Raw genomic sequence first — 22,863 nt, forward strand, 5'->3', positions numbered from 1 at the left:
CATTTCGCTCGGTGCCCGGGTACTGCCCATGGCCCGAGATCCTTTCGCCTTCGTCCGGCTCCGCGACGTTTCCCAATTCACGTCCGGCCGCTCGTTCTCCGAGCAGGAAGAGTCGACGAACCATGTCTTTCATGTACTCAGGCACATCCATGCCCTCCGCCATCACCCTGCGGAATCTGTCCTTCGAATGGCCCGACGGCACCGTCGCGCTGTCCGGTCTCAACGGCACGCTGAGCACCGGGCGCACCGGACTGGTCGGCCGCAACGGCGCCGGGAAATCGACGCTGTTGCGGCTGATCGCCGGCCGCCTGACACCGACCTCCGGACACCTCGAGACCACCGGTGAGGTGGGTTATCTCCCGCAGACGCTCACCCTCGGCCGCACCGCCACCATCGCGCAATTGCTCGGTATCGCGGGCAAACTCGCGGCCCTGCGCGCGATCGAGTCCGGCGAGACCGCCGACGAGCACTTCGAGACGATCGGCGACGACTGGGACATCGAATCCCGCGCCGACGAGGCGCTGCACGAGATCGGTTTCAGCGCCGCCGATCTCGACCGCGAGGTAGGGGAGATCTCCGGCGGTGAAGCCGTCCTCGTCGCGATCACGGGGCTGCGCGTGCGGCGCACCCCCATCACCCTGCTCGACGAGCCGACCAACAACCTCGACCGCGAAACCCGGTCCAAACTGGGTGAATTCGTGGATGCCTGGCCCGGCACCCTGGTCGTGGTCAGCCACGATCTCGAACTGCTCGAGCGGATGGACGCGACCGCGGAACTACGCGGAGCGACGCTGGAGGTCTTCGGCGGGCCCTACAGCGCCTGGAAACAGTACGTCGAGCAGGAGCAGGCGGCGGCCGTGCAAGCGGCTCGGACCGCCGAACAGGCGTTGAAGGTCGAGAAGCGGCAGCGGATCGAGGCCGAGACCAAGCTCGCCCGCCGCGAGCGCACGGCCCGCGCGACCCAGCGCGACGGCGGAATCCCGCGGATTCTCGCGGGCAACCGGGCCAGCCGGGCGCAGGGCTCCGCCGGGGCCATGCGCACCACGCTCGACGCCAAAGTCCGTGCCGCACAGGAGATCCTGGATGCCGCGTCCTCCCGGGTCCGCCGGGACGAGCACATTCATCTCGAACTGCCCGACCCGGACGTGCCGCGCAGCCGCCGCATCGCCGAACTCGGCGACGGTGAGCGGCGCATCGTCATCCAGGGCCCGGAACGCGTCGCGCTGATCGGCCCCAATGGCGTCGGCAAATCGACGCTCATCGAGAACCTGCTCGCGGGCAGCCATCCCGAACGCGGCGTGCTGCTCACCGACCGGGTCGGCTATCTGCCGCAACGCCTGGACAATCTGGACGAGCAGGCCGGTGCGCTCGACAATGTGCACGCGGTGGCCGCCGCCACCGCACCGGCCGTCATCCGTAATCAGCTGGCCCGCCTGCTGTTACGCGGTAGCAGTGTGGAGCGTCCGGTCTCGACGCTGTCGGGCGGCGAACGCTTCCGGGTCTCGCTGGCGCGCCTGCTGTTCGCCGACCCGCCCGCACAGCTGCTGATCCTCGACGAACCGACCAACAACCTCGATATCGCCAGCGTCGAGCAGCTGATCGAAGCCCTGGGCGACTACCGCGGCGCGATCCTGGTGATCAGCCACGACTATCCGTTCCTGCGACGGATGGGGATCGACACCGTCGTCGAGCTCGAGCCCGGTGGCGGTATGCGGCAGCGCGATTCCCTGTGAACGACTCCGGCTCCGGGCACGCTGAGTGCTCGGAGCCGGAACTCGATGGTGTGGCCGGAGGCTTCGTGCCCGGGTCACAGATGGTCGGCGTCGATGATCGCCTGGGCGAACGGATGCGGGGCTTCCTGCGGAACATCGTGCCCGATGCCGTCGAGGACGCGGTGCTCGTATTTCCCGGTGAACTTGGCGCGGTAGGGCTTTCCGTCCTTGGCCGCACCGTCGAAATCGCTGCCGAGGGTGATGGTGGGCACGGAGATCGCCGGACCGGTGGCGAGCTGCTGCTCATAGGCGTCGTACTGGGGTTCGCCGGGGGCCAGGCTCAAGCGCCACCGGTAATTGGAGATGACGATGTCGACCTGGTCGGGATTGTCGAAGGCGGCGGCGCTGCGCTCGTAGGTGGCGTCGTCGAAATTCCATGCGGGAGAGGCGCGCTTCCAGATCAGCTTGTTGAAGTCGTGCCGATTGCGGTCGTAACCGGCACGACCCCGCTCGGTGGCGAAGTAGTACTGGTACCACCAGCCCAATTCGGCCTCGGGCGGCAGCGGCTGCTGCTGGGCGGCCTGCTGGGTGATGAGGTAGCCGCTCACCGCGACCATGGCCTTGACCCGCTGCGGCCACAGGGCGGCGATGATGTCGGCCGTGCGTGCGCCCCAGTCGAATCCGCCGAGCACGGCCTTGTCGATGTGCAGGGCGTCCATGAAGTCGACGATGTCGCGGGCGATGGCCGTCTGCTGGCCGTTGCGCACGGTCTGCGCGGACAGGAAACGGGTTTCGCCGTAGCCGCGCAGGAACGGCACGAACACGTGATATCCGGACGCGGCCAGGATCGGAGCGACGTCGGCGTAGCTGTAGGCGTCGTAGGGCCAGCCGTGCAGCAGGATCACGGGTTGCCCGGTGGCGGGACCGAATTCGGCGTAGGCGACGTTCAGCAGACCGGCGTCGATCTTCTTGATGGGGCCCAGGCTGGTATTGGCTCCCGACCCCGTGCGCAGGGCCGCGCCCGGAACGGTGGTGGTCGCGGGGACCGTGGTGGCGGGCGCGGTGGAGCAGGCGGTGAGGGTGGCCGCGGCCACACCCGCCGCCAGCACCCCGCTCACCAGGCGTCGGTTGATGTTCATGCCGTCGACGCTAGGCAGCGCACCGGGGACCCGGCTTGCGTCGGATGACGTAATCGGTGGCTGTCAGTCCTCGCTCAACTGGCCTTTTCGTCCAGGGTGGGCAGCAGCGCGGCGAGGTCGCCACGGGAACTGATGCCGAGCTTGGGGAAGATGCGGTGCAGGTGGGTGCTGACGGTCCGGTGCGAGAGGTAGAGGCGCTGCCCGATCTCCCGGTTGGTCAGACCCTGCGCCGCCAGCTGGGCGATGCTCAGCTCGTGCGCGGTGAGCCGCTCCCGGGCATCCGGGTCGCGATTCGGGCTGGATTCACCGGCGCTGCGCAGTTCCAGGCGGGCCCGCTCACTCCACGCGGTGAACCCCAGAGCGTCGAAAATCTCTCGGGCCGTGCGCAAATGGGTGCGAGATTCCACCACCCGCCGCTGGCGCCGCAGCCATTCGCCGTACGCCAGGTGCAGCCGGCCGCGTTCGGCGGGCCAGCCGGTGAGATCCGCCGCCAGCGCGGCGGCGAACAGCTCCGCTGCCGTGTCACCGGCGAGAACCGCTCGGGCGTAGCGCATTCCGATGTGCAGGGCGGGTGACGGCGTGGCCGCCGCTACCGGTTCCAGTTCGCGCAGCAGGTCGGCCATGGCGTCGACGCGTCCGGAACGGACCGCCGACTCGGCGAGTTCGGAGAGGAAATAGGCGGCCAGCGCCGGGGAATGCGACGGGTCGCGCGGATCGTGGATGCGGGCCAGATCGGTGAAGGCGTCATCGAATCGGCCCTCGCCGAGCGCGATGAGCCCGCGGGTGAGCTGCACGGTGGCCAGCACGGGCCGCACCGCGGCGGCGAGTCCGGTGCGTTCGGCGTCCGCCACGATCGCGGTGGCCTCCGTGTAATCCCCGCGTAGGGCGGCGATCTCGGCCTGGACGCTGGTGATGGACGCGTGCATGAAGGGCTGCCCGGTCTCCAAAGCGAAGGTCGCGGCCTCGGCGGCGATGGGCGCGGCGGCGGCGAGGTCGCCGACCCGGGCCAGGCTCCACGCCTGGATCGCGAGTGCCCGGGTCAGCAGCCCCAGCTGCCCGGAGGAGCGGAATCCGGGCGCGGCGGCGGCCGCGAAATGCGCCGCGAGATCGAACGCGCCGACCTGGTAGGCCGCACTGCTGAGGAAGTGATCGACCTCGGTATCGCGCCCGGTGGTCGCCGCCAGCGTGCGCAGGTGGCCGAGAACCTCGTCGCCGCGCTCGAACGGAGCCACGATCGAGTCGATCGCGAGCTTGCGCGGATCACCGTCGGGAATGCCGAAGGTGTCGGCGACCGCGAGCACCGCGCGCCGGATCTCCGGCCCGGGCTCGGACCAGAAGCACCGCGCCGCCGCGCCCCACAGAATCCGCAGACCGGCGTCGGGAAAGTCATCGGCGGCGACCGAGGCCGCCAGTGCGGCCAATTCACCTATGTGCGAAGGGCTTTCGCGCATACCGTCCTCGAATCCGCTGAGGACCCATTTCGCCGTGGCCTCCTGAGCGGACGTCAGGGGGAGCATGCGCGCGGCGGCGACCAGCCGTTCGACCGTGTCGCGGTGCCCGGAGTCGACGGCCAGTTCGGCCGCGCGCAGCAGCCGATCGGCGCGGCGACCGGGAGTGGCGCTGAGGGCCGCGGCCCGTTCCAGCGCCATGACCGCACCGCCGCGATGCCGGGACCGTTCGGCCGCCGCCTCCAGCACCGCCGCGACCTCCTCGTCGGGGCCGAGCGTGCCCGCTGCCCGATGCCACACCTGACGATCGGGAAGCTCGCCGAGCGTTTCGGCCAGGGCCAGATGGGCGCGGCGGCGTTCCTCGGCGGTCGCCGCCGCCGCGAGGGCCGAGCGCACCAGCGGATGCCGGAAAGTCACCGTGCCGGAGCCGATGCCGATCAGGCGGGCGGCCACGGCGGGCGCGAGCACCTCGGATGCCACCGGGGATCCCAGGAGGATCCCGGTGGCGGTGAGCGTCTCGTCGGCCGAGTCTCCGTCGTTCAGGGCCGCGACGAGCAAGGCCGACCGGGTCGGTGCGGGCAAGGCCGCACCGCGCGCCGAGAAGGCATGCTCGAGACGCTCGGTCAGCGGCAGCGTGTCAGCATCGGTGAGATCCGGTACGGCCATTGGCAATTCGGTCAGCGCCAGCGGGTTGCCGTGGGCCTCGGTGAGCACCCGGTGGCGAAGCTGGGCGGGCAGGCCCGGTGCGATGCTGTCGAGCAACGCGTTCGCTTCGTTGTCGGGCAGCGGACCCAGCCGCATGACGGTCAGGCCGGCGGCGGACAGCGGCGAGGTGGTGCTGGTACGTGAAGTCGCCAGCACCGCAACGGGTTCGGATGCGATGCGGCGCGCGACGAAGGCCAGCACCTCGGCGCTGGCCGTATCGAGCCAGTGCGCGTCCTCGGCGACGGCCAGCACCGCCCGCTCGGCCGCCGTGTCGGCGAGCAGGGTCAGGGCGGCCAGGCCGACCAGGTGGATGCTGGGCTCGTCGGTCGACTCCGACATGCCCAAGGCGGTTGCCAGCGCGTCGAATTGACGCGGTGGCAGGGTGTCGAACGAGCGGCGCAGGGGATACAGGAGCCGGTGCAGCCCGGCGAAGACGAGGTTGCGTTCGGCTTCCACCCCGGCTGTCCGCAATACCCGCAGGCCCGCGGCGGACGCGGCGGCTACGGTCTGCTCGACGAGCGTCGACTTACCGATGCCGGGTTCGCCCTCGATCAGGATTCCGCTCAGGTCGCCGGGGCCGTCCACGAGCGCGGACAGGTCTTTCAGCTCGGTGTCGCGTCCGAACAGCGGCATGGTGCGGATCCTCCTCCGGGCCCCGAGCGGATGTGCGGGACCCGCGCAGACCCTACCGAAACTTGATTACGTCAAGACAGCGTCATCTGACAGATTCGGGGGCCCGGCGGTGGCGGCGAAGGTATTTCCCATGACAACCGTTCGCTTTCACCTGATGTCCACCCTGTCTCCCGCCGAAGTCATGCACGTGCTCACCGACTTCGGGCCCACCCGGCCCGAGGCGTGGCCCAGCATCGACGCCGAACACTTCACCGTCCACGCCCGCGGCGACAACTGGGCCGAGGTCACCGAGGGCACCGCCGCGGCCTGGGAGCGCGCCCGCTACGACTGGGACCCGGCCGGGGACACCGTCACCGTCACCACCCTCGATTCCAAGCTCTTCGGCGCGGGCGGCGGCTGGGTCTTCAAGATCACGCCCGACCTGCCCGGCTGCCGCGTCGACGTCGAACTGACCCGGACCCCGCAGGCGCTCAAGGGCAAGATCCTGGCGGCGCTGCTGCCGCTGGTCGGGCCGTCCTCGCTGCGCAAGTCCTTCGCCACTCCGCTGCGGGCCGCGTGATGTCCGCCTCGCACAACGGTTCCGGAGCGCTCGCACCGGGCGTGCACGCCTTCGACTCCGACGGCCTCACCCAGCGCTACCACGTGTTCGGCAGCGGGCCGGTCTGCCTGGCCCACCCCGGCGGGCCGGGCATCCACTGGGAGTACCTGCGCATGCCGGCGCTCGAAGAGCACCTGACCATGGTGTACGTCGAGGCGCTGGGCACCGGTGAGTCCGGCCGCCTGCCGACGCATCCCAACGGTTACACCCGCGAGCGCTACAGCGTTGCGCTGCAACGGATCATCGACCACCTCGGCGTGCCGGAGGTGTATCTGCTGGGCCACTCGCACGGCGCGTTCGTCGCCGCCTACCACGCGATCCACCGCCCGACCGGGCTCGCGGGCGTCATCCTCTACGAGGGCGCGCCGGTGACCGGACCCGAGCACGGTGCGGAGGCCGCGCGGCGGCTCCAGGAGTTCGCCGCCGCGCACGCCGACCGGCCCGAACTGAACGACGTGCTCGCGACATTCGCTGCGATGCAGGACATTACGAGCGACGAACAGACCCTCGCCGTCGCCCGCGGCGTCCTGCCCTCGTACATCGCCGACTACTGGGGCGACGAGCAGCGCTGGGCTCCGCTGCGAGATGCGTTGCGCGCCAGCCATATCTCGGGCCTGGACGCCCTCGGCTCACCCGAGATCATCGACGACCGAGCCGATCTGCCGAAACTGACCGTCCCGGCGCTGGTCATCGTGGGCCGCTTCGACGTCATCTGCGGCCCGCGCTGGGCGCGGGAACTGCACGCCCTCATACCCGGTTCCCGGCTGACAACCCTGGAAAACAGCGGCCATCTGGGCCATCTGGAAGAACCCGGCCGTTTCACCGACGCGGTCCGCGACTTCGTCCTCTCGACGCGATCCCTGCCCTCGCCCAGCGTCGGCAACCCCGAAGGAGCCGGCAAATGAAGCGGCAATCCACCGAAAGCCGGCTGATCGCAGAGCTTTTCGTCTGCGGCCCGGTCGCGATGCTCCTCTGGTCCGAAACCGCGGTATTACACGGCCGTGGCCCGTCGGCGCGCCAGCTCATGGGCTAGCCCCTCGGCGTCGCCTGCGAACCCTCGATACCTACTCCGGAGGACTCTCATGCCCGCGTTCCCGCCCCCGCCCGCCGCCGCACCGGACCGCCGATTCGTACTGGGCAAGCACCTGCGATTGACCATCCTCACCACGGCCGAGGAGACCGACGGCCGTCACGATCTCGCCGATGTGACGCTGCCACCGGGCTCGGATACCCCGTTGCACAAGCACACTCGCTACGAGGAGCGGCTCTGGGTGGTCGAAGGCGAGGTGTCCGTGTGGGCCGGCCAGGATACGTACACCCTGGGCCCCGGCGACTTCTACACCATCACGATGAACACCCCGCACACCCTCGAGGTCGGCCCGGAGGGAGCTCGCGTGCTCACCATGAGCTCCCCGGCGCACTTCGTCGATCTCATCCGTCGCGCCGGTACGCCCGAAGCCGAGGCGACGGCCGACACCGAGTGGGATCTCGACCTGTTCGGCCGGATCACCACCGAAATCGGCGATGTCATCCTCGGCCCGCCGGGAATGCGTCCCGCCGATCTGCCGGAGGGCGGCCCGGTCTAGGCGGGGTGGGCAACCAGGTGTTCGGTGTGGCGGGACGGTCGGTCGGTCATTCGATTCCGGGCGTACCGCACACCGATCATGAGGGCGACCGAGCCCGAGATCATCAGCAGCAGCATGAGGATCGAGATCCAGAACATCTGGTCGTAGAGGGCGATGTCGGCGCGGATGACGGCGCGGCGCGCGTAGGTCATCGGGGCGATGACCTCGAACGGCTTGAAGGCCGAAGGGGTTGTCCCGGAGGGGAATATGCCGCCGAAGGCGAAGGTCTGGAACATGAAGAACGCGAAAGCGGCGATCGAACCGGACACTCGGCCGAACAGCACGACGAACAGCTGGGTGGTCAGGGCGGCGGTGATGCCCACCAGGGCCACGACCGCCGCCATGGCCGGCCACTGGTGCGGCGACCAGCCGACCGAGCTCGCGTAGGCCGCCGCCGCTGCCGCCACGGCGATTCCGCAGGCCAGACCGATCCCGCTGCCCCGCAATACCGGAGCGGCGGCGCGACGCCACGGCGAGCCGGACTCTCGACCGCGCAAGGGGCGCACCAGCATCCACAGCACGACGGCGGCCAGGAACGCGCCCATCACCACGATGACCGGGCCCGCGCCACCGGCGATCTCCTTGTGGCTGCGGTCGCCGTCGCGCACGATCTGGCTCGGTTCCTGATTGTGGATGTCCATGACGACGGGCTCGGCGACCATGTACGCGGAGCCGTCGGTGTTCGCGATGTGCGGGGCCGACGCCGCGCCGCCCTGCAGACCGCCGTTGAGCTGGTTGGCGCCGTCGCCGAGCTGGGCCACGCCGTCCTGGAGTTGGCGGCCGCCTTCGTCGAGTTGCCGCAGCCCGGTGGACAGCTCGTCCGCGCCGGTGACGAGCTGGCCCGCGCCGTCGCGCAATTGAGCGCCGCCGTCGGCGAGGGCGAGGACACCGGCGCGGTAGTCGGCCTTCGGATCGGTCAGCTCACGAGCCAATTCGGCGGTGCCGTCGTGCAATTGGTTCAGCTGGCCGGTGAGTGAATCCGGATTGGTGCTGCGCAGCTGGTCGAGCAGACCGGTCAGCTGGGCGGCGGCGTCGGCGGTCGCGGGATCGGCCCGCAAGCGCTCCAGCGCCGGGGCGAGCGTGTCCGCGAGATCGCCCGCGGGCTTGGCGAGCGCCAGCAGGGGAGTGACGATCTGGTCCACCCCATCGCGGATCTGCACCGCCCCTGACCCCAATTGGTCCGTCCCGGTGACCAATTCGCCTGCACCCGTGGCGAGTTGGGTCGCTCCGGTGCGCAGATCGCCTGCGCCTGCGGCGAGTTGCGCGGCGCCGGTGGAGGCGCTGTCCAGGCCCGTCTTCAGCTGTCGGGAACCGTCGGCGAGTTGCCCGACGCCCTGCGCCAGCTGGGTCGCGCCCTGTGCGGCGTCGCCCAGTCCCGAACCGAGGCTGTTGACGCCGACGAGTATCTGCCCGGCGTATTCGCGGCCGATGGTCTTCGTGATCTCGCGCTGCGCCTCGGCCACCACGCTGTTGGCGACGGCCGGACCGAGCGTGCCGTTGAAGTCGTTGTACAGCACCGAGATTCGCGCCTGCTTGGGCTGCGGATCGGTGACGGTGAGGACATCGCGGGTGAAGTCCGCCGGGATGACGACGGAGAAGGCGTAGCGGTTCTCCCGCAGCCCGCGGTCGGCTTCGGCGCTGCTGACCCGGTGGAATTCCAGTTCGCCGCCGGAGGCGAGATTGTCGAGGATGTCCGCACCCATGTTCTGGGTGTGGCCGTCGGTGACGGCGCCGGTGTCGTCATTGGCGATGGCCACCGGGACATGCTTCAGGTACAGCTCGGGGTCCCACATGATCCACATGTAGACGGCGGACACCAGTGTCGGCACGACGAGCACCAGCACGAGCAGCGCCCGAGCCGCCCGAGTCCCGGCCGGTGTGCGGATTTTCGCGCCGATACGAGTGGGGAGGGAATTCGATTTGTCCGCCACGGGGAGACTCCGATACTGCGTGCTTCAGAACTTGGGGCATGAAGCTACATGGTCATGTGTCCAGTTGCGCGGCATTCACATGATTTTCATGGCCGGAAAACGGCAGGCGAACCACGGCATTGCCTAATATTGGTCATGTGACCAGCTCAAGGGTGGCGTGGTCCCCGGGCAGGGCCGCATGAACGATCGAATCGATTTGCCGATCATCCCGCCCACCGTCCTGAGCGGGGTCGTGGAAATCGGCCGGCGTGCAGGGCTCGAGGTCGACGCGTGGTTCGCCGGCACCGGGCTCGAGGCCGTGCACCTGCTGGCCGCCGACCCGGTCAAGGTGTCGTTCCGTCAGACGACGGCGGTGCTGCGGCGGGCGGTGCGGGACATGCCGGGGAAACCGCTCGGCCTGCTGGTCGGCGGCCGGGACATGCTGCTGTCGATGGGAATGCTCGGGGTCGCCATGCGCTCGTGCGCCACGGTCGGCGACGCGGTGTCGGTGGCGCTCGATCTGCATCTGGCCTCGGGCAGCCTGGTCGACGTGGACCTCGAGTACTTCGACGACGAGGTCGCGGTGCGTTTCCGGGAACGACGGCCCGAGCCCGAGCTGCGCCCCTTTCTCTTCGAGGAAGCCCTGTCCACCCTGATGGTCTTCGCGCGCACGGTCGTCGGCTCGGACTGGTCGCCGTCCCGGGTGGAGCTGACCTATCCGCCCCCGGCCTACGCCGCCGAGTACGCGCGTTTCCTGCGCTGCCGGGTGGCATTCTCCGCCGACGCCAACCGCGCCTTCTTCCCCGCGCAGGCGCTCGGCATCGCCTTCAAGACCCACCACGAACCCACCCGGGCCCTCGCGGTCGACGCGTGCCGCCGACTGCTGGGCGGAGGCCGTGAGGAGTCCGATGTGGTGGCCGCGGTCGAGGCCGTGCTCGAACGGGACCTGTGCCGTCCCCTGTCGGCGGCCGAGGTCGCCGGTCAGCTGCACATGTCCGAACGCACCCTGCGCCGTCAATTGGCCGTGGCCGAGCAGAGTTTCAGCGCCGTCAGAGACCGGGTGCGGCAGCGCCACGCGATCCTGCTGCTTCGCGAATCCGCGCTGCCGGTCGCCCTGGTCGCGCGGGAGGTCGGCTACAGCGATATCCGGGACTTCCGGCGCGCCTATATCCGCTGGACGGGACATCCGCCCAGCGCCGAGCGGCGGCTCGCGGGCTGACAAGGGGGGATTTCCGGCCATTCTGGGGGCGTGGGCGGTCAGCGTGCGGCCGCCGCGTGTGACGGCGTTCACCCGGTCCTAAATTTCTGCCCACCCCGGCGCGAACGCGACGAAGAATCAACGAAGGATCCACCATGCGGAACACTGCACGTACCCGGATGACTCTGGCGGTCGCCACGGCGGCCCTGGTCGCGCTCGGCGCGGAAGCCGCGACAGCCAATGCCGCGCCCGCGGCGGCCCCGGATCCGGCCCCCGTCGCGGTCGCGCCCGCTCCGCCTGCGGCCGAAGCGATTTCGCCGATCCCGGCCGCGACGCCCATCGACGCCCAGACCGATATCAACAACGCGTTGAACCAGGCCGGAAACGAATTCATGCTCGGCGCCACGGCCGGCACCATGGCGGGCGGCGTGATCGGGCTGGTCGCGGGCTGCGCGATCGGAGCCGTCGTCGGCATGATCGGCGGATGCATCCCCGGGCTGGGGCTCGGCGCCGCGATCGGCCCGATCATCGGCGGTGTCGTGGTCGGCGTCCCGGCCGGTCTGGCCGGGCTCGCCCAGGCCTACGACACCCTGCACGCGGCGGGCGAGATCAGCGCGCCGCAGCCCATTCTGCCCTGACCGGAGAAATCGGAGTCACCGTGAAGAACCGCGCCGAATTCGTCGGTCTGGCAGGCGCTTACGCGGCGCAGGGGCTCGGCTACGCGGCGCTGGTCACCGTGCTGCCGCAACTCGAGACGCGGCTGCGCATCGGTGAGACGACGGTGTCGCTGATGCTGCTGGGTGTATGCGTCGCGGCGGCGGCGGGTTCGGCGCTGGCCGACCTGGTGGCGGTGCGCTGGGGGAGTCGGCAGGCGCTGTGCTCGGGGTTGGTCCTGGAAGCGGCCGCGCTGTTCGCGATCGCGTGGCTCACCGACTTCGATGCCTTCGTCTTCGCCCTGGCCGCCTACGGAATCGGCCTGGGCATGGTCGACGCCGCGTCCAACATGCAGGGCGTGCTCGCGCAAAAGCGCAGCGACACCGCACTGTTGGGGCGGCTGTACGCCGCCTACACCGCGGCGGCGGTGGGCGGCGCGCTACTGGTATCGGCGTGCCTGGCGACGACATCGTCGCTGCTTCCGCTGCTGCTGACCGCCGCCGTGCAGCTGGCCGTCGCGGGCGCCGGTCTCCGATTGTTCGATCGGGCGCGGGCCGCTCACCGGCCCCACGACGACAGCGCTCGGCGAGACCCGTTGTCGCGCAGTGGAATATGGTTCATCGGATTGCTGGTGCTCGCGGCGTTCACCGTCGATTCGGCGGTTTCCGCTTGGGGCACGGTGTATCTGGCGGACGGTCTGCACGTCACGAGCGCGGCCGCGCCGCTGGGTTATGCCGCCTATCAGGCGGCGGTGTTCCTGGCTCGGCTCGCTGCGGACCCGGCGGTACGGCACTTCGGTCGTACGCGTCTGGCCGCCGCGGCCACCGCGGTCGGGGTATTCGGTTGCGGTGTCGTCGCGGTCGTCCCGACCCTGGTCGGGGCGGTCGCCGGGTTCGCCGCCGCCGGTGTGTGCACCGGAATCCTGGTGCCGATCGCGTTCGGCGCGGCGGGCGATCTGCGGCCCGAACGAAGCGACGAAGTGATCGCCCGGGTCAATCTGTTCAACTATGCCGGAGCCGTCGCCGGCGCGGTGGCGCTCGGACTGGTCGCGGCCGGTCCCGCCCTCGGCTATGCGTTCGCGATTCCGGCCGTCGTGCTGCTCGTCGCCACGCCCGCGCTGCGGCGGCTGGGCGGTGAACCCCGTCCGTCCACCTCCGAGAGGACTTTCTTGTCGAGTATTCGAACGACCTCGAAGGCGCGGTGATCCCATGGCGCACAATGACTTCGGCGAAGCGCGCGACGCCGTGGCCGCAGCGGCCCGGAAGCTGGCCGCGGCCGGGTTGCTGATCGGCACGGCGGGCAATGTGAGTCTCAAAGTGGGCGATCAGGTCGCCGTGACCGCGACCGGAGTCCGGCTCGCGGACGCCGGACCCGGGGATGTCACCGTCGTGGATCCGGCCGGGCGGGTGCTCGCCGGTGAGTTCGCACCCACCTCGGAACTGGAACTGCATCTGGGGGTGTACGCGCGGTTCGGCGCGGGCGCGATCGTGCACACCCACGCGATCGAGTCCACCGCGCTGTCGCTGGTCGTGGACGAGATCCCGTGCGTGCACTATCAGCAGCTGCTGCTCGGCGGCGCGATCCGGGTGGCTCCGTTCGCCACCTTCGGCACCCCCGAACTGGCCGCACACGTGCTCGCCGCACTGGACGGCAAGCGGGCCGCGCTGATGGCCAATCACGGTGCGGTCGCCCTCGGTTCGAGCCTGGACGACGCCGTCGAGAACACGCTGCTGCTCGAGTGGCTGTGCGAGATCTACCGCAAGGCAACGGTTTCGGGCCCGGTGCGCACGCTCAGCGAAGCACAGCAGACGGCCGTCATCGAGGCCGCGTTGCGCCGCGGCTACGGCGTCACCCATCGCTTGGAAGAACAGGACACGTAGTGAGCCAATCGATTATCTGCCTGGGAGCGCACGTGTTCGACGTGCAGGTGCGACCGGTGCAGGCGATCCCGGACGGGCAGGGCGCGACCCTGGTCGAGCAGATCCGGTTCAGCCCCGCGGGCACCGCCGGCGGGACCGCGCTCACGCTGGCGAAACTCGGCGCGACCGTACGCTGCGCGGGCGCGATCGGCACGGACCCGATCGGTGACCTGCTGCTCGCCATGCTCGGCGCGCGCGGCATCGACACCTCGCTGCTGGTGCGGCGCAAGGACGTTCAGACCTCGGCGTCGGTGCTGCCGATCCGGCCCGACGGCAGCCGCCCCGCCTTCCACGTGCCCGGGGCCAACCTGACCTACGGGCCGGACGACGCTCCGCACCAGGAGATCGCCCGCGCCACCCACCTGCATCTGGGCGGACCCGAGCTGATCGGCGGGGAGGCGGCCGCGCGGATCCTCGAACCCGCCCGCGCCGCAGGCGTTGTCACGTCGGCCGATCTGCTCGCCTCGGGTGATCCGGGCGTGCTGGCCTGGATCGCCCCGGCCCTGCCGCACCTGGACTATCTGCTGCCCAACGACGATCAGGTGCTCGGCTGCACCGGCGCCGCCACCCTCGAACAGGGCTGCCGCGAGCTGGTGGAGCGTGGCGTCGGCTGCGTGGTGGCGACCCGCGGCGCGCAGGGCGCGCTGGTGGTCACCGCCTCCGAGACGTTCGCGGTGCCGGCCTTCGCCACCGAGGTGGTCGATACCACCGGGTGCGGGGACGCGTTCTCGGCCGGCTTCCTGCGCGGTGTCGCCCTGGGGCGTGATCTGCGGGCCGCCGCCGTATTGGGCTGCGCGGCAGCGGCACTCGTGGCACAGGGGCTGGGCAGCGATCACGGTGACTTCGATCTGGCCGCCGCCGATGACTATGCCGAAGGGACGGCCACGCTGTGAGTGAGAAGACGGATGTCATCGTCGTGGGCGCGGGGCTGGCGGGCCTGACCGCCGCCCGCGAACTGGTCACCGCGGGACTGAATGTCACTGTCCTGGAAGCCCGTTCGCGCGTCGGCGGTCGTACCGTGAACCACGATCTCGGTGCCGGCCGGGTAGTCGAGGCGGGTGGCCAGTTCGTCGGCCCCACACAGGATCACATCCTCGGGCTGGCCGGCGAACTCGACGTGCAGACCTTCCCCGCCTACAACGACGGCGCGAGCGTGTACGTGCGCGGTGATTCCGCACGCCGCTTCTCCGGCGACATACCGCCGGACCTGCCCGCACTCCCGGACCTCGGCGTCGCCATGCACCGCATCAACGCGCTGGCCCGCACCGTCCCGGTGGACAAGCCCTGGCGCGCGGACCACGCCCGCAAATGGGACGGCATGACCTTCGAGAGCTGGCTGCGCGGAACCACTCTCACCGACGGCGCGCTGGACCTGGTGAACGTCTTCCTGGGGTCGGCCTACGGCGGGTCCGCCGCCGACGCCTCGCTGCTGTTCAGCCTGTGGTACATCGCCGGTTTCGGCAACGAGACCACGCCGGGCACCATCGACCGCGGCATCGGGGTCACCGGCGGCGCGCAGGAATCACGTTTCATCGGTGGCTCCCAGCGGATTTCGGAGCTCATGGCCGAGCAGTTGGACGGCCGGGTGGCGCTGGATTCCCCGGTGCGGATGATCGAACAGGACGCGCACGGCGTGCGCGTGACCGCCGACTCCGGCGTCTACCGCGCGGCCCGGGTGATCGTGGCCGTACCGCCCGCTCTCGCCGCGCGCATCGCGTGGCATCCGCTGCTGCCGCCGGAGCAGGACGCGCTGTTCTCCCGCCTGGCCTTCGGCACCTTGATGAAATGCGAAGCGGTGTACCCGGAACCGTTCTGGCGGGCCGACGGACTCAACGGCCAGGGCGTGTTCCGTGCCGATTCCCCGGTGTGTTCCATGTTCGACAACACCCCGCCCGACGGCGGCCCCGGTGTGCTGATGGGTTTCGTCGGCGGCGCGCAGTGGCGCAAATGGGCGAACCGGGCGCCCCGGGAGCGCCGCGGCGCGGTGCTGCGGCAGTTCGCGAAGGTCGTGGGCAAGGACGCGCTGCGGCCGATCGACTACTTCGAAATGGACTGGACCGCAGAGGAATGGACGCGCGGCGGACCGACCTCGGTCCCCGGCCCCGGCGTGCTGTCGACTCTGGGCGCCTGGCGAGACACCCCGTTCGGCCTCGTGCACTGGGCGGGCGCCGAGCATGCCGACCACTGGAACGGATTCATGGACGGCGCGGTGCGCTCCGGCCGCGACACCGCCCGCGCCGTCCTCGCGCAGATCTGACGAAAGGCCCGCCATGCCAAAGCATTTCGAAATCTCCGAACGCGCGGTGATCCCCGCCCCCGTCGAACGGGTGTGGGAGGTCGTCTCCGACACCGCCCGCTACGCCGAATGGGTGGCCGCAGTACTGGACGTGACCGACCACCACGGCACCGCCGAGATCGGCAAGACCTACGCCGAGCGCAACCGCACCCTCGGCCCCCTGACCACCCGATCCGTCTGGACGGTCCGCGAGATCGACCCGCTGCGCCGCCGCGTCGACACCGGCGTCGGCTTCGACCCGCTCCGGGAAATGACCAATATCTTCGAATTCCGCCCCGTCGACGCCGGAACCGAAATGACCTACGCCGTCCGATACCGCATCGCCCCGGCCCCCTTCGGCCGCCTGCTGCATCGCGTCATCCAACCCGGCACCCGCCAAGGCATGCAGGCTTCGATGTCCAACCTGGCCGACCTGCTCATCGCGGAAGGCTGACCCACCCGGTTCAGCGGTTCACGCGGGCGTCGCGGCCATGGCGGCGCCCACGATACCGGCGTCGTTGCGCATGGCGGCAGGCACGATCTGGGCCCGGACACCCTCGATCAGCGGAACGAATTTGTCGGCCTTCTTACTGATCCCACCGCCGATGATGATCAACTCCGGCGACAGCAACGCCTCCATATGCTGCAAATACTCCTGAACCCGCCCCGCCCACTTACCCCAGCTCAAGTCGTGCAACTCGCGGGCCTGCTCGGAGACGCGCCGCTCGGCGTCGTGCCCCCGAAGATGGACATGCCCGAACTCGGTGTTCGCCACCAACTTCCCGTCAGTGAACAGAGCACTGCCCACCCCGGTCCCGAAGGTCAGCACCAGCACGGTCCCGGTGATCCCCTTCCCGGCACCGAACACCATCTCCGCGATCCCAGCCGCGTCGGCGTCGTTCAACACCTCGACCGGCTGTCCGGCCGCATTGCTCAACAAATCGCGCGCGTTCATCCCGATCCAGGCCGGATCGAGATTCGCCGCTGTGCGTGTTTCCCCACCCGCGACCACGCCGGGGAATGTGACGCCGATCGGGCCGGTCCAGCCGAACTCGGAAGTCAACTGCCGGACAACATCCGCCACCGCCTCCGGTTCCGCCGGCCGCGGCGTCTCGATCCTCTTCCGCTCCGCCAAGAGCGTCCCAGCGACCACGTCGACGGGAGCCGCCTTGATACCCGTTCCGCCGATATCGATTCCGAGCGCGCGCATGGCGATACCGTAGCCGCCCGATCGCGATCCCGGACAGAGCCACGCAGCGCGCCGGGACATTGGACTCCGCCCTGGCCATTCCCAGGATGATTGATTCGTTTCGATATTCTCGGTCTGCTGTACCAAAGTCGAAACAGTCATGCGGCCGCCAGCTGATTCGGTATTCGATCATCGAATCGGAGTGAACTAGGCAAAAGGGACAGAAGGGTTTTCGGCAAGATAACCGGATTGCATCGAAAAGGGAAATCCCGCGAGACCACTGCTGCATTCGCTCGCACGGGTCTCGAACACCGGCCTACCGTAGTAGGTCTTCGGCCCTCGGGGTTCGCTCGGCAGAACTGTCTCCCGAGGGGGATTTCGAAAGGGGGGATCATGCCGGAGGTAAAGGGAGTATTGCTGCCCGCCTATGTGCTGGCCGACGAATCCGGCTCGATGGGGCCGTTCCGGGGCGACCTGTACAACGGGCTGGTGTCACTGTGCGAAGGCTTGCGCGCGGAGCCCATGATCGCCGCCAAACTGCGGCTGGCCATCCTCGGGTTCTCCGACGACGTCCAGGTCCGCCTGGCTATCGCCGATATGCGGGTGCAGACCGCGCTACCGCAGGTTGTCATTCGCGGATTGACCAACTATCAGGCGGTTTTCGACGATCTGCTACGTCGTATCCCCGACGATGTGCAATGGCTGCGCGGGGAGGGCTACAAAGTGCACCGCCCCGTCGTCTTCATGCTCAGCGACGGTCAGCCGACCGATGGCGGCGCCTGGCGTGGACCGCATGCTGTGCTGACCGACAAGTCCCGGACCGCGGCCGCTCCCAACATCATCGCGTGTGGCATCGGCGATGCCGAGCCGATGACGATGGTCGAAGTTGCGACCCGGCCCGAATTCGCATTCCTCGCCAAACCGGGTGTGGATATCGGCCAGGCGATCGCGGAATTCTTCCACGCCTTGACCGCGAGCCTGGTCGCCTCGGGTATCGCATTGAATTCTGGTACGCCGCAGCTGGTTATCAACAGGCCGGACCAGTTCACCTTGGCGATCGACGAGGTAGGTTAGCGATGTCGCTGCTGCGGCGGCGCAACCCGGCCGAGGACATCACGCCGGAAGCAGATGACCGCGATGTCCCCGCCGTCGCGCCCTCGGCCGATATCGCGCCCACCCCCGACCCCTGGCAGCCGATCGCGGTCGACGAGGCCGGGCCGGTATTCGAGGCGCGTCCGCCAACGGGCCCCGATTGCTTCGACTTCCCGGACACCGAATGTGACGGCTGGTCCACGTCGACGGCCACCCTGCGCTATGCGTCCGTGCGCGGAGCGCGACATCGCTATCACTCCGAGCCGCGCCAGGATTCGGTGCGGGCCGCGTTGCACGCGCCCAGTGAGTCGCTCGTATTCGCGGTCGCCGACGGGGTGTCCAGCGCGACCATCGCGCACCGCGGCGCGCACAAGGTGTGCGAGGTCGCGGTCGGCCGGATGCTGCACTGTCTGTCGGCCGACGCGCGCTGGGCCGATTTCGACGGACTGGCGAGGTATTGCGTGGGAAGTCTGCGGAAGCTGGCGAGCTGGCGGCTTCGCGAGGAGAGTCCGGCCCCGCCCGAGATCGCCAAACTCTACGCGACCACGCTGGTGGCAGGGCTGGTATGGCCGCACTCGAATGGCCTTGTCGCGGAGCTGTTCCGGATCGGCGACTCCAGCGCCTGGATCTTGGACCGCGCCTCGGGCCGCTATCTCGACCTGTTCGATTCCGGAGCCGACGAACCCCTCGACGTGGTGTCCACCGCGGTCACCCCGCTGCCGCACCTACCGGAGCGGGTGGAAACGGTGACCCGCCAACTGACCCCGGCGCAGGTGTTGCTGGTCGGCACCGACGGCTTCGGGCTGCCCCTCGGAGACGGCGACGGTCTGATCGGCACCCTGTTCGCCCGCCATCTCGACTCACCGCCGACCCCGAGCTGGCTGGCGCACGTGCTCGACTTCTCTCGCGCGACCTTCGACGACGACCGGACGCTACTGGCGGTCTGGCCTCGTGATCCGTAGGGGGCACAATGACTTCCGCCCAGACGCGAACCGTCGACCGCAGCGCCCTCGTACTCGGGAAGCGGCTGGGCCAGGGCGGTCAGGGGTCCGTCTACGAGGTGACCAACCGCAAGTTCACGGTCGGTCCGGGACCGGCCTGGGAGGTCGTGTTCAAGGAGTACGACGCGGCCCTGCTGCCCTCGCTGAATGCTGCGGCGCTGCACGCGATGGTGGATCTGCTCTTCGACATGAGCGCGACCGAAGGCGCGTGGCTGTGCGAACGGGCGGCGTGGCCCGCCGCGGTCGTGGAGGACCAGAACCAGGTGTGCGGATTTCTGATGCGCGCCGTGCCCGAGGCGTTCCGGTTCGATCTGCGCAGCCTGTCCGGCGCCGCGTCGACCTCGCGGCGGTTGGCGAACTTCGAATACCTGCTCAATGACGACGCCTATATCTCCGGAATCGGGCTCAGTATCAGCGATTCGGATCGGCTGGCGCTGCTCGCCGACCTGTCGGCGACGCTGTCCCGGTTGCATCGGCTGGGCATCGTGGTCGGCGATCTGTCCCCGAAGAATCTGCTGTTTCGGACGAAACCGGACGCGGGCTGCTTTCTGCTGGACTGCGATGCCATGCGGCTGCGCGGCGCGAGCGTGCTGCCACAGGCCGAAACCCCCGACTGGCAGCTGCCCTCCGGGGAAGAGAAGGCGACCAGGCAGGGCGATATCTACAAGCTGGGACTGCTCGCGGCTCGGCTGTTCGAACGCAATCAGACCAGCACCGATCCGGCGGCGCTCACCGCGGTGAGCCCCACTCTGGGCAACCTCGCACAGGCCAGTCTGGTGGCGGAACCGCCGCGACGGCCCAGCCCGTCGCAGTGGACCGAATTGCTCACCGTCACCATCCCGACCATTCGCGTGAAGCCACCGCCCGTCCAGACGCCGCTGGTGCGGACGCCATGGCAACGGCAGCCAACCGGAGGCGGGCCCGCGCCCGCCCCGTTACCGCTCAGCTCCATCCTGCTCGGTGTCGCCGTCGTCGTGATCGTCGCGTTGGTGGTGGTACTGCTGGCCACCCGCTCGCATCCCACCCATGACGGCGGCACGTCCGCGATCACGACGGTGGCTGGGCAACGCGAGTTCTCATCGACCTACAGGTACACGACCACGACGCCCGCGCCGGTGAGCCTGGTGGGCATCGTGGAGCTCGCGCCCGCACTCGCCGGCGATTCGCGCGCGATCGCGGTGGCCACCACACTGAACACCTATTTCAGTGGAATCAACAGCGGGAACTACGACGCGGCCATCAACGAGCTGGACCCGTCATTGCGCGGCAATCGGGCCACCTTCGCGGACGGCTGGGCTACCTCTTCCGACCGCAATATCGAAGTGCTCGAGGTCGATTCGGGGCCGTCCGCGCGAGTCACCTTCCAGAGCACCCAGGCGGCGGGCCGCGGTCCGCGCGGGTTGGAGGATGCGACCTGCGTGAACTGGGATCTGCTGTACACGTTCAGCCAACCCGGCAGTGAATACCTGATCTACCATTCCAGCCCGGTCACCGGGCCCACCGCCTGCTGATCACGAAACACTGTCGGCCACAGAACAATTCATGGAGCGGAGGGGGAAATGTCAACCTGGAGCACCAATCCGAGCAGCGCCCCGGCCGGGGCCACGACCCGTTATCCGGCCGGTTCGGCCGCGCCATCCCGGGTAGCGGCGGGTCCGGCCCCGACCCCGTCCAGACGCACCGCATCGGTCTCGACGCGCACCTCTGCCGCCACCCGATATCTCTGTGTCGCAGTACATCTCGACAGCAAGTTGGCTCGCGCCGTGATCGAGCGCATCCTCGAGGAGCCCCGGCTGGCCATCACCCGCTCCCCGGCGGTAGACGAGGTGACAGTCTGTCTACACGCCGTCGCGGCGAGCCGCAGGCAGGCGGTGCGTGACGGCGCGTTGATCGGCGCGCTGTGGCTGGCCCTGGCCGGGCTGAACGGGTTTCCGCGGTGGATTCCTCTGATCGGGCTCGCGGTTGTGCTGGCCTGGGCAGCCGTCTTCACGGAGGCGTACATAGCCTCCTGGGGCACCATCGCGCACAGTCTGCGTAAGGACAATTTCGCCAACTCCTCGCCGCCGCCCGCCCCGACCGACCGGGTCCGCCAGCAGATAGCCCGCGTATCCGCCGCCGCCACCGGCAATGTGACGGTCTATCGGGGGTACAACCCGTTCGGAGGGCACGGCTGGATACGGGCCGGGTGGTCACTGGCATTGGACACGACCAAGCCGCGCGATCCGGCCAAGCCGGTCGTACCGTTCACCGCGGCGGAGCTGAACGCCCGGCTGAGCGTCGATGTCTCCCAGCTCGACATTCCGGGTTTGAGCGTAGGTGATCGGTTGCTGGTCAACGGTTCCGACGTACACGACGATCAGCGTTTCGTCCCCGACCCGTACGGCGCGCCGGTCGCGTGGACGGATCAGGCCACCCTTTCCGCATTGATGACGCAGCCGGAGGATCGCGCACGGCCCTATCTCACCGCCGAAATCATCTGCTGGGATGGCGAACTGGTGTGGTCTGCGTTCGTCCGGCTGGTGGTGAACGACAATTCGCTGTTCGTCGAGACGAATTACACGGTGTTGCCGCCGTTTCGGCCCGGGTTCTACACGATCGACGATCTGCTGGCCCGCCCGACAGTGGGTCAGATCGTGCGGCTGGGGTGGCGCTGCGGGATGCGGTTGCCGAAGGCCATGCTGGACTGCATCCCCGGCGCTTCGACCCACCTGTTCGCCGGAGTCCGCTGCTGGCGTAACGACCGCCGGGATCGGCGCCTGATTCGTGAACTGTCCCGATTCCATCACGGCGCGTTGTTCAGTCCCCGCGAGGCCGCCGCGAACGGGGACTCGACCGGGGTCGTCTATCACCGCTACTTCCAGAGTCTCGACGAGCAGATGGTCATGAAGATCGTCGACAAGCGAATCTTCAACACACTCATCGACTTTCTGTCGAGCAAGAATGTCGACCCCGACGAGCTGAAGCGGCGCAGTGAGCACATCATCAACAACAGCAGCGTGTCGATCGGCGGCGACGTGCACATGACCAACTCGGCGCTCGGCGGCTCGACCGCGGTGAGCGGTTCGTCCACCTTCTCCGGCAGTACATAGCGACGAACTCCCCTGTAGCAAAAGGCAATTCAGCGAGAGGAATGATTCATGCAGCGAGACGAGTCCTCCGCGGTACACATCGGCGGCGACGTCACCATGACCGGTTCGGCGCTGGCGGGCCGGGATGCCCAGATTGTCCACGCCGACCACGGCGCGGCGGTGACCGTCGCATCCGAACCGGCGGCGATCCACCGCGCCCTGATCGACCTCGCCGACCAGATCCGCAACACCGCGACACCGCTCCCGAACACCGTCGAACTGGCCGACACCGTTGAGCATGCCGCGGCCGAGGTGACCCGCGAACGGCCGAACCGCACCATGCTCTCCGCGCTCATGCACACCGTGGCCAAGTCCGTCGGCGCGGCCGGCACGCTGGCCCGCACCGTCACCGCGATCCAGACCGCGATCGACGGCCTGTTCGGCTGAGCGCTCGGCCGAAAGAACATGGCCAACGAAAATGGCCTTCGACCCGGAACAGGTCGAAGGCCATTCTGTGGTGCGCCATCAGGGACTCGAACCCCGAACCCGCTGATTAAGAGTCAGCTGCTCTGCCAATTGAGCTAATGGCGCGTACCGGAATGCGGTGCGGAGAGCAGAGTAGCAGGGGTGGGGGTCGGAATCCGAATCGGCTGGAAACGGGGACGCCCCGACAGCGGGGCTGTCGGGGCGTCGGCTG

At 69.1% G+C, this 22,863-nt stretch carries 21 protein-coding genes and 1 tRNA gene; 17 read left to right on the plus strand and 5 right to left on the minus strand.

All coding sequences use genetic code 11. The features are described from left to right. Positions 1-122: 122 nt before the first annotated feature. Positions 123-1,733, plus strand: coding sequence for an ABC-F family ATP-binding cassette domain-containing protein (locus tag GPX89_RS01545; protein WP_407939303.1), 1,611 nt, complete (start codon positions 123-125; stop codon positions 1,731-1,733). Positions 1,734-1,807: 74 nt separating this feature from the next. Here GPX89_RS01545 and GPX89_RS01550 read toward each other — a convergent pair whose 3' ends face one another. Both GPX89_RS01550 and GPX89_RS01555 read right to left on the minus strand, forming a co-directional pair. Beyond that, on the minus strand, positions 1,808-2,851 hold the full coding sequence (locus GPX89_RS01550; protein WP_157354699.1) for an alpha/beta fold hydrolase: 1,044 nt from the start codon (positions 2,849-2,851) through the stop codon (positions 1,808-1,810). A gap of 74 nt (positions 2,852-2,925) precedes the next feature. Beyond that, positions 2,926-5,637 carry an AAA family ATPase gene (locus GPX89_RS01555; RefSeq protein WP_157354700.1) on the minus strand — a complete coding sequence of 904 codons (2,712 nt, stop codon included), beginning with the start codon at positions 5,635-5,637 and terminating at the stop codon, positions 2,926-2,928. Positions 5,638-5,767: 130 nt separating this feature from the next. Here GPX89_RS01555 and GPX89_RS01560 point away from each other — a divergent pair, with 130 nt between their 5' ends. From GPX89_RS01560 to GPX89_RS01570, 4 genes are read left to right on the plus strand one after another with little or no spacing between them, the layout of a single operon-like run. Further along, the gene (locus tag GPX89_RS01560) at positions 5,768-6,196 is read left to right on the plus strand and encodes an SRPBCC family protein (protein ID WP_157354701.1); all 429 of its coding nucleotides are present in this window, start codon (positions 5,768-5,770) and stop codon (positions 6,194-6,196) included. Next, entirely contained in the window at positions 6,196-7,140 is a 945-nt protein-coding gene (locus tag GPX89_RS01565) for an alpha/beta fold hydrolase (RefSeq protein WP_157354702.1), read from the plus strand. Before GPX89_RS01560 ends, GPX89_RS01565 begins: the two co-directional genes overlap by 1 nt. Further along, complete coding sequence (locus tag GPX89_RS45265) at positions 7,137-7,268, plus strand: hypothetical protein (RefSeq protein WP_268893241.1); 132 nt, start codon at positions 7,137-7,139, stop codon at positions 7,266-7,268. Before GPX89_RS01565 ends, GPX89_RS45265 begins: the two co-directional genes overlap by 4 nt. Before the next feature lie 49 nt (positions 7,269-7,317). After that, positions 7,318-7,821, plus strand: coding sequence for a cupin domain-containing protein (locus GPX89_RS01570; protein ID WP_157354703.1), 504 nt, complete (start codon positions 7,318-7,320; stop codon positions 7,819-7,821). Here the strand turns inward: GPX89_RS01570 and GPX89_RS45720 are convergent. Then, positions 7,818-9,791: a YhgE/Pip family protein gene (locus tag GPX89_RS45720; protein ID WP_157354704.1), complete on the minus strand. Its 1,974-nt coding sequence runs from the start codon at positions 9,789-9,791 to the stop codon at positions 7,818-7,820. The genes GPX89_RS01570 and GPX89_RS45720 overlap by 4 nt on opposite strands. 178 nt (positions 9,792-9,969) lie before the next feature. Between GPX89_RS45720 and GPX89_RS01580 the strand changes: the two genes are divergently transcribed. The 7 genes from GPX89_RS01580 to GPX89_RS01605 all read left to right on the plus strand — a co-directional run bounded on the left by GPX89_RS01580 (position 9,970) and on the right by GPX89_RS01605 (position 16,270). After that, on the plus strand, positions 9,970-10,989 hold the full coding sequence (locus tag GPX89_RS01580) for an AraC family transcriptional regulator (RefSeq protein WP_157354705.1): 1,020 nt from the start codon (positions 9,970-9,972) through the stop codon (positions 10,987-10,989). Positions 10,990-11,123: 134 nt separating this feature from the next. Continuing rightward, positions 11,124-11,606 carry a hypothetical protein gene (locus tag GPX89_RS43660; protein ID WP_198347219.1) on the plus strand — a complete coding sequence of 161 codons (483 nt, stop codon included), beginning with the start codon at positions 11,124-11,126 and terminating at the stop codon, positions 11,604-11,606. A gap of 20 nt (positions 11,607-11,626) precedes the next feature. Then, positions 11,627-12,826 (plus strand): MFS transporter, encoded by a 1,200-nt coding sequence (locus GPX89_RS01585; RefSeq protein WP_198347220.1) that lies wholly within the window; start codon positions 11,627-11,629, stop codon positions 12,824-12,826. Positions 12,827-12,830: 4 nt separating this feature from the next. After that, on the plus strand, positions 12,831-13,502 hold the full coding sequence (locus tag GPX89_RS01590) for a class II aldolase/adducin family protein (RefSeq protein ID WP_157354707.1): 672 nt from the start codon (positions 12,831-12,833) through the stop codon (positions 13,500-13,502). Beyond that, complete coding sequence (locus GPX89_RS01595) at positions 13,502-14,434, plus strand: carbohydrate kinase family protein (RefSeq protein ID WP_328601410.1); 933 nt, start codon at positions 13,502-13,504, stop codon at positions 14,432-14,434. Before GPX89_RS01590 ends, GPX89_RS01595 begins: the two co-directional genes overlap by 1 nt. After that, positions 14,431-15,798 carry a flavin monoamine oxidase family protein gene (locus GPX89_RS01600; RefSeq protein ID WP_328601411.1) on the plus strand — a complete coding sequence of 456 codons (1,368 nt, stop codon included), beginning with the start codon at positions 14,431-14,433 and terminating at the stop codon, positions 15,796-15,798. Before GPX89_RS01595 ends, GPX89_RS01600 begins: the two co-directional genes overlap by 4 nt. Before the next feature lie 13 nt (positions 15,799-15,811). After that, positions 15,812-16,270, plus strand: a complete 459-nt coding sequence (locus tag GPX89_RS01605) for an SRPBCC family protein (RefSeq protein ID WP_157354708.1) — start codon at positions 15,812-15,814, stop codon at positions 16,268-16,270. Positions 16,271-16,288: 18 nt separating this feature from the next. Here GPX89_RS01605 and ppgK read toward each other — a convergent pair whose 3' ends face one another. Then, positions 16,289-17,026: a polyphosphate--glucose phosphotransferase gene (gene ppgK / locus GPX89_RS01610; protein WP_157386910.1), complete on the minus strand. Its 738-nt coding sequence runs from the start codon at positions 17,024-17,026 to the stop codon at positions 16,289-16,291. 372 nt (positions 17,027-17,398) lie between these two features. On the opposite strand from ppgK, the gene GPX89_RS01615 reads away from it, so the two are divergent. From GPX89_RS01615 to GPX89_RS01635, 5 genes are all read left to right on the plus strand, one after another. Next, complete coding sequence (locus tag GPX89_RS01615; protein ID WP_157354709.1) at positions 17,399-18,079, plus strand: vWA domain-containing protein; 681 nt, start codon at positions 17,399-17,401, stop codon at positions 18,077-18,079. A 2-nt stretch (positions 18,080-18,081) separates the two neighbouring features. Continuing rightward, entirely contained in the window at positions 18,082-19,059 is a 978-nt protein-coding gene (locus GPX89_RS01620) for a protein phosphatase 2C domain-containing protein (protein ID WP_157354710.1), read from the plus strand. Between the two features lie 8 nt (positions 19,060-19,067). Further along, on the plus strand, positions 19,068-20,609 hold the full coding sequence (locus tag GPX89_RS01625) for a hypothetical protein (RefSeq protein ID WP_157354711.1): 1,542 nt from the start codon (positions 19,068-19,070) through the stop codon (positions 20,607-20,609). Positions 20,610-20,861: 252 nt separating this feature from the next. Further along, on the plus strand, positions 20,862-22,187 hold the full coding sequence (locus GPX89_RS01630) for a hypothetical protein (protein ID WP_157354712.1): 1,326 nt from the start codon (positions 20,862-20,864) through the stop codon (positions 22,185-22,187). 48 nt (positions 22,188-22,235) lie between these two features. Beyond that, entirely contained in the window at positions 22,236-22,613 is a 378-nt protein-coding gene (locus GPX89_RS01635; RefSeq protein ID WP_157354713.1) for a hypothetical protein, read from the plus strand. A 68-nt stretch (positions 22,614-22,681) separates the two neighbouring features. On the opposite strand, the gene GPX89_RS01640 is transcribed toward GPX89_RS01635, so the two are convergent. After that, positions 22,682-22,757, minus strand: a tRNA-Lys gene (locus tag GPX89_RS01640). Positions 22,758-22,863 lie beyond the last annotated feature (106 nt).

The sequence above is a fragment of the Nocardia terrae genome, assembly GCF_009760405.1.
GTDB lineage: Bacteria > Actinomycetota > Actinomycetes > Mycobacteriales > Mycobacteriaceae > Nocardia > Nocardia terrae.